The following is a 12,123-nucleotide window of genomic DNA, read 5'->3' as shown; positions in this document are numbered from 1 at the left end:
ATTTAACAATGGCAATTACTGCTGCCCAAGTTAAAGAACTGCGCGACCGTACTGGCGCAGGCATGATGGATTGTAAAAACGCTCTGACAGAAACTAACGGCGACATGGAGTTAGCAATTGACAACATGCGTAAGTCTGGTGCTGCTAAAGCTGCTAAAAAAGCGGGTAACATCGCTGCTGACGGTACAATTCTGATCAAGAATGGCGAAGGTTTCGCTGCGCTGTTAGAAGTTAACTGTCAAACTGACTTCGTTGCTAAAGATTCAAACTTCTTAGCATTCGCGAACGCAGTATTAGATGCCGCTGCTGCATCTAAAGTGACGCTTGAAGATTTAAAAGCACAGTTCGAAGACGCACGTGTTGCGTTAGTAACTAAAATCGGTGAAAACATCAACATTCGTCGTGTTGAGTACATCGATGGTGCAAACCTATCTTCATACCGTCACGGTGAGCGCATTGGTGTTGTTGTAGCCGGTGAAGCTGACGAAGAAACCTTAAAGCACATCGCAATGCACGTTGCTGCTTCTAAGCCTGAATACGTGAACCCAGAAGATGTTCCTGCAGAAATCGTTGCAAGAGAACAAGCTCTGCAAATCGAAATGTCAATGAACGAAGGCAAATCGGCAGAGATCGCTGAGAAGATGGTTCTTGGTCGTATGAAGAAGTTCACCGGTGAGATTTCTCTGACTGGTCAAGCTTACATCATGGAACCAAAGAAAACTGTTGGCGAAATTCTGAAAGAGAAAGGCGCTAAAGTCACTAACTTCATTCGTTTAGAAGTGGGTGAAGGTATTGAGAAGAAAGAAGAAGATTTCGCAGCTGAAGTTGCTGCTCAAATCGCTGCTTCTAAAAAGGCTTAATCGCCAACGCTAAATACCCCCAAGACCGCGGCAATAGCTGCGGTCTTGTTATGACCAGGATAAAAATTATGAGCACCAATCCAAAACCCGCATTTAGACGCATTCTTCTTAAATTAAGTGGCGAAGCACTGATGGGCGACGAAGGCTTCGGCATCGATCCCAAAGTATTAGATCGCATGGCTCAGGAAGTGAAAGAGCTGGTTGAGCTGGGTATTCAGGTGGGTGTGGTTATTGGTGGTGGTAATCTGTTTCGCGGTGAAGGCCTAGCAAAAGCAGGCATGAACCGTGTGGTGGGCGATCACATGGGTATGCTGGCAACGGTTATGAACGGCTTGGCAATGCGCGACGCCTTGCACCGTGCCTATGTTAATGCCCGTCTGATGTCAGCTATCCCGTTAAAGGGTGTGTGTGACGATTACAATTGGGCTGAAGCGATCAGCTTGCTAAAATCTGGCCGAGTGGTTATTTTTGCTGCCGGTACAGGTAATCCTTTCTGCACGACCGATTCTGCGGCCTGTTTACGCGGCATTGAAATCGAAGCTGAAGTTGTATTGAAAGGCACTAAAGTCGACGGTGTATACTCCGAAGACCCAATGAAGAACCCAGACGCCGTTAAGTATGATGAAGTGACTTATGCGGAAATTCTGGAAAAAGAATTAAAAGTAATGGACTTAGCAGCCTTTACTATGGCGCGTGATCACGACATGCCTATTTTAGTCTTCAACATGAACAAGCCTGGCGCTCTTCGCCGCGTTATCATGGGTGAAGAAGAAGGCACGCTGATCAGAGCGAAAAAAGTTATTTAATGACCAAGAAGGACATTTAACGTGATTGAGAACATTAAGAAAGATGCGCAAGAACGCATGGGTAAATGTGTAGACGCAACTAAAAACCAAATGGCAAAAGTACGTACAGGTCGTGCCCACCCAAGCCTGCTTGATTCAATTCAAGTGTCTTACTACGGTACTATGACACCACTGAACCAAGTGGCTAACGTGGGTGTTGAAGACTCTCGCACTCTGTCTGTGACTGTATTCGATCGTAGTGCTATCCAAGCCGTTGAAAAGGCCATTATGAGCTCTGATCTAGGTCTGAACCCTATGTCTGCAGGCGCGACATTACGTATTCCATTACCCGCGCTGACTGAAGAACGTCGTAAAGACTTCATCAAAGTGGTGCGTAACGAAGCTGAAAACGGTCGTATCGCTATCCGTAACGTACGTCGTGATGCTATTTCTGAAGTGAAAAAGCTTGAGAAAGCCAAAGCTTGTACTGAAGATGATGTTCGTCGCAGCGAAGAAGAAGTACAAAAGTTCACCGATGCTCATATTAAAAAGGTCGATGAGATTTTAGCGGCCAAAGAAATTGAGTTGATGGAAGTCTAATCTCAAGTTCGATAAGCTAGAGTTGATGCGCCGTGTAGGGGTATACTACACGGCGTTTGTCTATTTTAAAGGGCTGTATTAGATGTCATCCACAGTGGAACTTGATCCGCACCCTAGGACGAGTGAGAGTGATTTACACACTCAAACGACCTTGCCGGGACAATTACCCGAACTCGTGAAACAGTCGTTACCTAAGCATGTTGCCATTATCATGGATGGCAATGGGCGCTGGGCACAAACCCAAGGTAAACCACGAGTGTTGGGACATAAGGCCGGTGTTAAGGCCGTTAGAAGAGCCGTAAGCACGGCAAGCCAATTGGGCATTGAATCGCTAACGTTGTTTGCATTTTCTAGCGAGAATTGGCGTAGACCCGATAAAGAAGTCAGCTTGCTGATGGAATTGTTTTTTACCGTATTACAGCGCGAAATTAAATTGCTGCATAAAAATCAGGTTAAGCTGAAAATTATTGGTGATATCAGCCGTTTTTCGGCGCGATTACAGAAGCAAATTGCAGCTGCGCAAGAGAAAACATCAGGCAATACTGGCTTGGTTCTGAATGTTGCCGCTAACTATGGTGGCCGTTGGGACATACTTCAAGCAGCCCAAAAATTAGCGGAAAAGGTCGAAACTGGCGAAATGACCAGCAGTCAGTTCACCGAAGAAGCCTTAAGTGCACATTTGTGCATGCAAAATCAGAGTGAAGTTGATTTAATGATCCGCACGGGCGGGGACTGTCGCATCAGCAATTTTGTGCTGTGGCAGGCGGCCTATGCAGAATTGGTGTTTACCGACACCCTTTGGCCTGATTTCGATGAACAGGCTTTTCATGAAGCGATTGCCATTTTTGCAAGTCGCCAGCGCCGCTTTGGTTTGACTGGAAGTCAGATTGATGAGATGCGTGCATTGTAAAACCTCATGAGGGATTTTTTTTTGCTAAAACAACGAATAATAACAGCAATTTGGTTAGTTCCATTAGTTTTGGGGGCGATATTTTTACTCCCTGCCAACTACTTCGCTTGGGCCTTGGTCGGCGTCTTTCTCATTGCTGCAAAGGAATGGGGAAGAATTATCGATAATCAGTGTGACGTCACCCAGTGGAGCTTCACTTGTACGGTCGGTATCTTGTTGGTAGCACTTAATCTGATTGTGCCAATCGATGCGGTTTGGTTAAGCCATCAGTTACACCCTATCTATTTAGCCATTCTCTACATTGGCGCACTTTGGTGGTTTGCCTCACTGTTATTAGTGGTGACTTATCCTAAAAGCGCTAAGTTTTGGCAAAAGAATCCTATGTTTAAGTCCATGTTTGGACAGCTAACCTTAATACCTTGCTTTGTCGCCCTTATCGCGCTCAAATCCATTAGCTCGCAAGCTTCGCCTTATTACGGCCCTGTGTTGGTGTTATTGGTGATGTTGATTGTGTGGGCTGCGGATTCAGGCGCTTACTTCGTGGGCAAGGCGATAGGTAAAACCAAACTGATGCCAGCGGTTAGCCCAGCGAAAACGCTTGAAGGCTTACTCGGTGGTTTAGTGACCACTATGATAGTGGTTGGTGCGGTGATGTATTATTCGCCTGAGCAAGAACTGGGCTTAGTTGTGGCCGTGACCTTATTTGTTGCCTTAGTGTCAGCACTGGGTGATTTATCTGAAAGTATGTTTAAGCGCGCGGCCTGTATCAAAGATTCTGGCACCATTTTGCCAGGTCACGGCGGCGTGCTCGACCGCATCGACAGCCTGACAGCAGCCTTGCCGGTGTTTACCCTGATCTACATTGCATTCTGGATGTAACGCTATGCAAAATATGGTGATTTTGGGTGCTACCGGCTCTATAGGTGCCAGTACCTTAAGTGTGATCTCGGCTAATCCATTCGCTTATAGCGTGTATGGATTAGTGGCCAACGCGAGTGTTGATAAGATGCTTGCACTTTGTTTGGCGCATAAACCGAAAGTGGCGCATATGGTGGATGAAGCGGCAGCAAAACAGTTGCGTGCCGTTTTACCTGCGACGCTCAATATCCAAGTCACCACAGGCATGAACGATTTACTCGGTTTAGTGACCGCTGCCGAAGTGGATACTGTGATGGCGGCGATTGTTGGGGCTGCTGGGCTAGTACCGACGCTTGAAGCCGTAAAGGCGGGTAAGCGGGTATTACTGGCCAACAAAGAAGCCTTAGTCATGTCAGGTGAGCTGTTTATTGAGGCGACTAAGCGCTCTGGCGCTGTGCTCTTGCCTGTGGACAGTGAGCATAATGCCATCTTCCAATGTCTCCCCCAAGAAGTGCAAGCCAACCTTGGCCGTTGTGACTTAGCGGCATCGGGTATTTCCCATATTCTGTTAACCGGTTCTGGCGGACCTTTCCTGCGGTCGGATCTTGCGACACTGGCCGCCATGACGCCAGCCCAAGCCTGTAAACATCCTAATTGGTCCATGGGACCTAAAATCTCCGTCGACTCCGCCACTATGATGAATAAGGGCTTAGAGTTTATTGAGGCACGTTGGTTGTTTAACACTCAGGCTGAGCAACTTAAGGTTGTTATCCATCCGCAAAGCGTGATCCACTCTATGGTGCAGTACCGTGATGGTTCCGTTATTGCCCAAATGGGTAACCCAGATATGCGTACGCCTATTGCCCATTGCATGGCTTATCCGCAAAGAATTCATTCTGGCGTTGAACCTTTAGATTTTTTCAAAGTCGGACAGTTAAGCTTTTATGAACCTGATTTTGAACGTTTCCCCTGTTTAGCTCTGGCAATGGACGCGTGTGCCCAAGGCCAAGAGGCGACAACTGTGTTAAATGCAGCCAATGAGATTGCTGTTGAAGCGTTTTTACAGGGACAAATTGGCTTTACTCAAATTGCAAAAGTGAACGAAGCTTGTTTAGTGACTGTGCCTAAGCGCCCTATGGGCAGCATAGAAGATATTTTAGCCTTAGATGCGCAAACCCGCGTCTATGCGCGTGAGACCTTAGCAAGCATCGCTTAGCAATGGCTGAGTGATTAAATCAATGACGTAAGGAGTGGGATGTTAGATTTTTTATGGAACTTAGGTTCTTTCATCGTTGCACTGGGCCTGTTAATCACCGCCCACGAATACGGCCATTTCTATGTCGCACGCCGTTGTGGTGTCAAAGTCGAACGTTTCTCCATTGGTTTCGGTAAGGCGATTTGGCGTCGTGTCGGTAAAGACGGCACTGAATACGTGTTAGCCATGATCCCACTCGGTGGCTATGTCAAAATGCTCGATGAGCGCGTCGAAGACGTCCCTGAAGCATTAAAAGATCAAGCATTCAATCGTAAAACCGTATGGCAGCGCATTGCGATTGTGGCTGCTGGCCCGATTGCGAATTTTATTTTTGCCATCGTTGCCCTGTATTTTATGTATCTGATTGGTGTGCCATCACTGAAGCCTGTGATCACCTCGACGACCCCCGGGACTGCCGCCGCGCAAATTCAGGTCACAGAGCCCATGCAAATTATGGCCATTTCCGGCCAGGCTGTGCGTAACTGGGAAGAAGTGAATTTAGCCTTAGTGGGCCACATAGGCGATGAAAGCCTGAGTGTATCGCTGACGCCATTGAGCGGTTTGCAGGGCCTAGATTCCAGCGCGCGCTCTTATACCTTAGATACCCGCAATTGGCATTTTGATCCTGAAAAAGAATCGCCGATTACCACCTTAGGTTTAGGGATATATCGCCCCGAAATCGACCCGACAATAGCTGCAATTAGCCCTGACAGCGCTGCTGCCAAGAGCGAGCTGAAAGTCGGCGATACCTTAGTGGCGATAAATGGTAAAAATTATACCGATTGGCAGGCTTTTGTTGACATTATTCAACATTCTGCCAATGTGCCTGTGAGCTTAACTGTGCGTCGTAATGGCGAACAGTTTAACGTGGCAGTGACACCGTTAAGCAGCAAAAGCGCCGATGGCCAAGAGATAGGTATGCTGGGGGTGAGCCCAACCCAAGCGCCATGGCCAGACAATATGCGTTTACAACTTGAATATGGACCAATCGATTCTTTCGGCATCGCAGCGGATAAAACATGGCAACTTGTTGCTGTGAGCTTTAAGATGATTGGCAAATTATTTACCGGCGATGTGTCGGTGAAAAACCTGAGTGGACCCATCTCGATCGCACAGGGTGCGGGCAGTAGTGCAAACTATGGCTTGGTCTATTTTCTCGGGTTCCTCGCGCTCATCAGCGTTAATTTAGGCATCATTAACTTGTTGCCTTTACCTGTGCTCGATGGGGGACACCTGCTGTATTACTTTATTGAAGTAATAACTGGTAAACCTGTACCTGAAAAGGTGCAGGAAATAGGATTCAGATTTGGGGCAGCAATACTGCTGATGTTGATGAGCATTGCGCTTTTCAATGATTTTGCCCGACTCTGAGCAAGGACAGACTAATAATTAGAAGTGCTCTATGAGATTGAATAAACTTTTTGCCTCGATGTTATTCGTCGGTGCGTCGTTTTCAGGGACTGTGTTGGCTGATACTTTCCAACCGTTTGAAGTGACCGACATCCAAGTTGAAGGTTTGCAGCGAGTTGCACTCGGTGCTGCCCTGTTAAGCTTACCAGTAAAAGTAGGTGACACTGTTGACCAGTTAAGAATTCAACAAGCCATTAAAAGCTTGTATGCATCGACTAACTTTGAAAATGTCTCCGTGAGCCGAGATGGCGGCGTATTAGTGGTGAAAGTCACTGAACGTCCTACCATCAGTGCCGTGACATTCGATGGCAACAAAGACATTAAAGACGAACAGTTACAGGAAAGTCTGGACGGTTCTGGCGTTAAAGTCGGTGAGTCGCTCGATCGCACTATGTTGACCGGTATTGAAAAGGGTCTGCAGGATTTCTACTACGGCGTGGGTAAATACGGCGCTAAAGTGGAAGCTCAAGTGATCAACTTACCCCGTAACCGGGTTGAGCTGAAATTTAAGTTCACCGAAGGTTTAGCGGCCGAAATACGCCAAATTAACGTGGTCGGTAATCATGAGTTCACCGATGCTGAGTTGATTGGCATGCTGGAACTTAAAGATTATGTGGCTTGGTGGGATCTGTTCGGCGAGCGCCGTTATCAGAAGCAAAAGCTGCAGGCCGATCTCGAGACCATCAAAACCTATTATCACAATAAAGGTTATATCCGCTTTGAAGTCACCTCGACTCAAGTGGCGATGACACCTGACCGTAAAGGTTTATATATCACCATCAACGTAGATGAAGGTGAGAAATATAAAGTTAAAGAAGTAAACCTGACGGGTGATTTGATGGGCCGTGAAGAGTTGATGAAATCAATTCTGCCGATCAAAGCGGGTGATATGTACAACGGCGGTGATGTGACTTTCACCGAAGAAATGTACAGCAAGTATTTAGGCCGCTTCGGTTATGCCTATCCAGAAGTCAAAACGTATCCTGAAATTGATGATAAGACTAAAGAAGTGACCTTAAACATCAATGTTAAACCGGGTAAACGTGTTTACGTGCGTGCGATTAACTTTACTGGTAACACAGTGACCAAAGATGAAGTGATGCGCCGTGAACTGCGTCAGATGGAAGGGGCTTGGTTAAACTCAGCGCAAGTTGAGCAATCTAAAGCGCGTCTTAACCGTTTGGGCTTCTTCGAAACCGTTGACACTGAAACGATTCAAGTGCCAGGTACCGATGATTTAGTCGATGTTGCGGTGAAAGTGAAAGAGCAGCCGTCGGGCTCATTCAACGCCGGTGTCGGTTATGGTACTGAATCAGGCCTGAGCTTACAGTTTGGTGTGCAGCAAAATAACTTCTTAGGCACAGGTAACCAAGCGGGTATCAGCTTGAGCACCAACAAGTATTCTAAGAACGTTAACTTATCTTATACCGATCCGTATTGGACGAAAGATGGCGTGAGTTTAGGGGGGAGCGTTTATTGGAGCGAGTTTGACGCCAATGAAGCTAACTTAGAGCGTTATAAAAACAGTTCTTACGGTGTGGCGTTGAACTCGGGTTTCCCGATCAACGAATACAATCGTATCAATGGTGGCATAGGCTATCGTCATAACACGATTTCTGAAATTTCTGCCTATGAACAAGCACTGCGTTTCTATAACATCTACCGTGATGACGATCCAAATGCGGACTTAAGTTTCGATAACTTTGAACTGAGTCTGGGCTGGTATCGTAGCACCTTGAACCGTGGCACTTTCCCAACAGACGGCTCGTCTCAGCGTTTGAACGGTAAAATGACTTCGCCAGGGTCTGATTTACAGTACTTTAAGACAGACTTTGACACTAACTTCTATTTCCCTATTAACCGTAGTCAGAGCTTTGTGCTCTTGGCCCGTGGTCGATTAGGTTATGGTAACGGTTATGGTCAATTTAATGATAACGACCAAATTCTGCCTTTCTGGGAAAACTATTACTCAGGTGGTAGCAGTTCACTGCGAGGCTTTAAGTCTAACTCTGTGGGGCCTCGTTCATTCTATCTCTACCGAGGTAGTGAACCATGTGCACCGGATCCATCGGGCGATGGTTGTAGTTTGCCGGGCGATCCTAACAGTATCCAAGTGAGTTCTGGCCGTTCGATCGGTGGTAACGCCCTTGCGACAGCGAGCATGGAGTTGATTGTACCGACGCCATTCTTGGATGAGGCTTACACTAACTCAGTGCGTACGAGTTTCTTCGTTGATGCGGGTAACGTTTGGGATACTGAGTTTGATTACAATGCATATCAAACACTTCCAGCGGACGAGTTTGCTAAGTTACAGGACTACAGTGATCCAGCACGCCTGCGCGCTTCTTGGGGCTTAAGTGTGCAGTGGTTATCACCTATGGGTCCTATGGTGTTTAGCTTAGCGTGGCCGATTAAAGAATACGAAGGCGACCAAACAGAGATCTTCTCTTTCAATATTGGCAAAACTTTTTAAAAGGCATACACTCGGCAAGTTTTGCTGACTATAACAAGGTAACAAGGAGTTTATTTTGAACAAGATGGTAAATCGCGCGCTGATGACGTTAGTTTTGTTAGGCGCGCCGTTAATGGCACATGCTGAGAAAATTGCCGTAGTGGATATGGGGGCTGTGTTCGAACAGCTGCCACAACGTGAACAGATCTCTCAATCTCTGAAGAAAGAGTTTGGCGATCGCATGGCTGATGTCCAAAAAATGCAAGAAGAAATGCGCTCTCTAATGGAGAAGCAGCAACGTGACGGTGCGTTAATGAACGATGCACAAAAAACGGAACTGGTTCGTAAAATGGAATCGCTAAAATCTGAATATCAGTTAAAAGGCAAAGCATTGGATGAAGACTTACGTCGTCGCCAAGGTGAAGAGCAAAATAAACTGTTAGTTAAAGTGCAGAAAGCCATCAACACTATCGCTGAAAAAGACCAATATGATTTGGTATTACAACGTGGTGCAGTCATTTATGTTAAGCCTAACGCTGACATCAGTGGCAAAGTGGTTGAAGCCTTAAGCAAAGGCAAGTAATAGATGAAAAGTGTGACTTTAAAAGAGCTAGGCCTGTTATTAGACGGTGATATTCAAGGCGACGAAACGCTAATTATTAATAGTGTGGCGACCTTAGAACATGCCAAAGCAGGTCAAATCTCTTTTTTAGCCAACAGTAAATATCGCTCTCAGCTTGAGGAGACTCAAGCGAGTGCGGTGTTATTGTCAGCTAAAGATGCGCAGGATTATCAAGGTACTGCGTTAATTGTAAAAGATCCTTATGTCGGTTTTGCCCGTGTTGCCCAGTATTTGGACACTACGCCTAAAGCGGCGGTGGGTATCCATCCTTCGGCTCAAATTGACGCTTCTGCCCATATAGGTGAAGGTGTTGCGATTGGGGCGAATGCGGTTATTGGTGCGAACGTCATTTTAGGTGAAAATGTCCAGATAGGTGCCGGTGTCGTGCTCGGACAAGATGTGGTTATTGGCTCAAAAACGCGTTTGTGGGCTAATGTCACTGTCTATCACGATGTGCATTTAGGACAAGATTGTATTATCCATTCGGGCGCTGTATTAGGCTCCGATGGTTTTGGTTATGCCAATGAACGCGGTCAGTGGATTAAAATCCCACAAACGGGCGGCGTTCGTATCGGCGATCGGGTTGAGATAGGTGCGAATTCAACGGTAGATCGGGGGGCATTAGGCCATACCGAGATCCACGATGGGGTGATTATCGATAACCAAGTACAAATTGCCCATAACGATATTATCGGTGAGAATACCGCTATCGCTGGCAGTACGACCATCGCAGGCAGTGTCACTATTGGTAAATATTGTATTATTGGTGGTAGTTGTGCCATCGCAGGTCATTTGAGCATTGCCGATGGTGTGCATGTGTCTGGTGCTACGAATATTACCACTAATATGCGTGAGCCCGGTTTATACTCTTCTGCCACAGTGGCAATGGACAATAAACTTTGGCGTAAAAACACAGTTCGTTTCCGTCAGTTAGATGAACTGTTCCAGCGTGTTAAAACGTTGGAAAAAAATTTAAAAACACCAGATTAATTGCTCCAAGGCAATTTGAGGAACTCGGTTCGTGTCTAATCAAATGAACACTATGGATATTAAAGAAATACTTAAATATCTACCCCATAGATATCCATTCCTATTGATCGATCGTGTGCTTGATTACACTCCTGGTGTTAGTCTGCAGGCGATCAAAAACGTTTCAATAAATGAGCCATTTTTTCAGGGACATTTCCCGGTTCAGCCTGTGATGCCAGGCGTGCTTATTTTAGAAGCCATGGCGCAGGCAACTGGCCTGTTAGCCTTTAAAACCATGAGTAGTGATGTGCCACCTCCAGGGGTGTTGTATTACTTTGCTGGTATCGACAATGCGCGTTTTAGACGTGTGGTTGAGCCAGGAGATCAAATCCATTTTGATGTCAAAATGATTAAAGAGCGCCGCGGGATTGGCGTCTTCTACGGTGAGGCCAAAGTGGATGGTGAAGTGGTTTGTTCCGCTGAAATCATGTGTGCCCGCAGAGAGATTAGTCAGTGATAGATACATTAGCGTTTGTGCATCCCGATGCAAAAATTGGCAATAACGTCACCATTGGCCCTTGGACCTATATCGGTGCAGGCGTTGAAATTGGTGATGATTGTTGGTTGAGTTCCCATGTGGTTGTTAAAGGCCCAACGATTATCGGCAAAGGTAATCGTATCTTTCAATTCGCCTCAGTAGGCGAAGAATGCCAAGACAAAAAGTACGCTGGCGAACCCACACGACTGATCATTGGTGACAATAACGTCATCCGTGAAAACGTGACTATCCACCGCGGTACAGTCCAAGATAACAGTGAGACGCGTATTGGGTCGAACAACCTGTTTATGAACTATGTACATATCGCCCATGACTGTGTGGTCGGCGACAATGTGATCATGGCCAATAACGCTTCTATCGCGGGTCACGTACATGTGGGTGATTGGGCGATTTTAGGCGGCATGACAGGTGTTCACCAATTTGTGCATATCGGTGCCCATGCGTTTACTGCAGGTTGTTCTTTAGTGCTGCAGGATGTACCTCCCTTTGTGATGGCGGCGGGTCAACCGACGATTCCACGCGGTTTAAACAGCGAAGGCATGAAACGTCGTGGTTTTTCTAAAGAAAGCCAATTGGCAGTGCGCCGTGCTTATAAAACCTTATATCGCAGCAGCTTGACAGTTGAAGAAGCGATTGAAGCGTTGGCTGAAGATGCGCAGAGCGATGAGCAAGTGAAATTGTTCCTTGAATTTGTAAAGTCATCGAATCGCGGCATTATTCGCTAACTTGATGACCACACGACAACAAAAGGGCATTTTTATGCCCTTTTGTATTATTGGCTTAAGCCTATTGGGTGGTTAGACGTTGTCGTTAGCAATGTCCTTGTGTATTCAACCATCAATG

General features: G+C 46.4%; 12 protein-coding genes. All 12 read left to right on the top strand.

What is annotated here, in order from left to right:
* The first annotated feature begins 8 nt into the window (after positions 1–8).
* Positions 9–860: a translation elongation factor Ts gene (tsf, locus tag OX890_RS15870; RefSeq protein ID WP_006085247.1), complete on the top strand. Its 852-nt coding sequence runs from the start codon at positions 9–11 to the stop codon at positions 858–860.
* A gap of 68 nt (positions 861–928) precedes the next feature.
* A complete protein-coding gene (pyrH, locus tag OX890_RS15865; protein WP_006080981.1) occupies positions 929–1,666 on the top strand; it encodes a UMP kinase in 738 nt (245 codons plus the stop codon).
* A 21-nt stretch (positions 1,667–1,687) separates the two neighbouring features.
* Complete coding sequence (frr, locus tag OX890_RS15860) at positions 1,688–2,245, top strand: ribosome recycling factor (RefSeq protein ID WP_012088724.1); 558 nt, start codon at positions 1,688–1,690, stop codon at positions 2,243–2,245.
* 82 nt (positions 2,246–2,327) lie between these two features.
* Positions 2,328–3,155 carry a polyprenyl diphosphate synthase gene (gene uppS, locus OX890_RS15855; protein WP_006085248.1) on the top strand — a complete coding sequence of 276 codons (828 nt, stop codon included), beginning with the start codon at positions 2,328–2,330 and terminating at the stop codon, positions 3,153–3,155.
* A gap of 21 nt (positions 3,156–3,176) precedes the next feature.
* Positions 3,177–4,034 carry a phosphatidate cytidylyltransferase gene (locus OX890_RS15850; RefSeq protein WP_126492387.1) on the top strand — a complete coding sequence of 286 codons (858 nt, stop codon included), beginning with the start codon at positions 3,177–3,179 and terminating at the stop codon, positions 4,032–4,034.
* Between the two features lie 4 nt (positions 4,035–4,038).
* Positions 4,039–5,229 carry a 1-deoxy-D-xylulose-5-phosphate reductoisomerase gene (gene ispC / locus OX890_RS15845; protein WP_041411071.1) on the top strand — a complete coding sequence of 397 codons (1,191 nt, stop codon included), beginning with the start codon at positions 4,039–4,041 and terminating at the stop codon, positions 5,227–5,229.
* A 39-nt stretch (positions 5,230–5,268) separates the two neighbouring features.
* Positions 5,269–6,639, top strand: coding sequence for a sigma E protease regulator RseP (gene rseP, locus OX890_RS15840; RefSeq protein ID WP_126492386.1), 1,371 nt, complete (start codon positions 5,269–5,271; stop codon positions 6,637–6,639).
* Between the two features lie 31 nt (positions 6,640–6,670).
* On the top strand, positions 6,671–9,151 hold the full coding sequence (bamA, locus tag OX890_RS15835; RefSeq protein ID WP_012088728.1) for an outer membrane protein assembly factor BamA: 2,481 nt from the start codon (positions 6,671–6,673) through the stop codon (positions 9,149–9,151).
* Positions 9,152–9,215: 64 nt separating this feature from the next.
* Positions 9,216–9,713, top strand: coding sequence for an OmpH family outer membrane protein (locus tag OX890_RS15830; RefSeq protein WP_011846353.1), 498 nt, complete (start codon positions 9,216–9,218; stop codon positions 9,711–9,713).
* A 3-nt stretch (positions 9,714–9,716) separates the two neighbouring features.
* Positions 9,717–10,742 carry a UDP-3-O-(3-hydroxymyristoyl)glucosamine N-acyltransferase gene (lpxD, locus tag OX890_RS15825; RefSeq protein WP_126492385.1) on the top strand — a complete coding sequence of 342 codons (1,026 nt, stop codon included), beginning with the start codon at positions 9,717–9,719 and terminating at the stop codon, positions 10,740–10,742.
* Positions 10,743–10,773: 31 nt separating this feature from the next.
* Positions 10,774–11,238, top strand: a complete 465-nt coding sequence (gene fabZ, locus OX890_RS15820) for a 3-hydroxyacyl-ACP dehydratase FabZ (RefSeq protein ID WP_106650029.1) — start codon at positions 10,774–10,776, stop codon at positions 11,236–11,238.
* Positions 11,235–12,005 carry an acyl-ACP--UDP-N-acetylglucosamine O-acyltransferase gene (gene lpxA / locus OX890_RS15815; protein WP_126492384.1) on the top strand — a complete coding sequence of 257 codons (771 nt, stop codon included), beginning with the start codon at positions 11,235–11,237 and terminating at the stop codon, positions 12,003–12,005. The genes fabZ and lpxA overlap by 4 nt, the downstream gene beginning before the upstream one ends.
* Positions 12,006–12,123: the final 118 nt, after the last annotated feature.

Source organism: Shewanella sp. DAU305 (assembly GCF_026802235.1).
GTDB classification, from domain to species: Bacteria; Pseudomonadota; Gammaproteobacteria; order Enterobacterales; family Shewanellaceae; genus Shewanella; species Shewanella baltica.
Note: the sequence above shows the minus strand (reverse complement) of the source record. Positions and strands in the feature narration are given on the sequence as shown.

Coding starts and splice junctions, on each gene's coding strand:
- tsf (WP_006085247.1), top strand. CDS start 9: ATGGCAATTACTGCTGCCCAAGTTAAAGAACTGCGCGACCGTACTGGC.
- pyrH (WP_006080981.1), top strand. CDS start 929: ATGAGCACCAATCCAAAACCCGCATTTAGACGCATTCTTCTTAAATTA.
- uppS (WP_006085248.1), top strand. CDS start 2,328: ATGTCATCCACAGTGGAACTTGATCCGCACCCTAGGACGAGTGAGAGT.
- ispC (WP_041411071.1), top strand. CDS start 4,039: ATGCAAAATATGGTGATTTTGGGTGCTACCGGCTCTATAGGTGCCAGT.
- rseP (WP_126492386.1), top strand. CDS start 5,269: ATGTTAGATTTTTTATGGAACTTAGGTTCTTTCATCGTTGCACTGGGC.
- bamA (WP_012088728.1), top strand. CDS start 6,671: ATGAGATTGAATAAACTTTTTGCCTCGATGTTATTCGTCGGTGCGTCG.
- OX890_RS15830 (WP_011846353.1), top strand. CDS start 9,216: ATGGTAAATCGCGCGCTGATGACGTTAGTTTTGTTAGGCGCGCCGTTA.
- lpxD (WP_126492385.1), top strand. CDS start 9,717: ATGAAAAGTGTGACTTTAAAAGAGCTAGGCCTGTTATTAGACGGTGAT.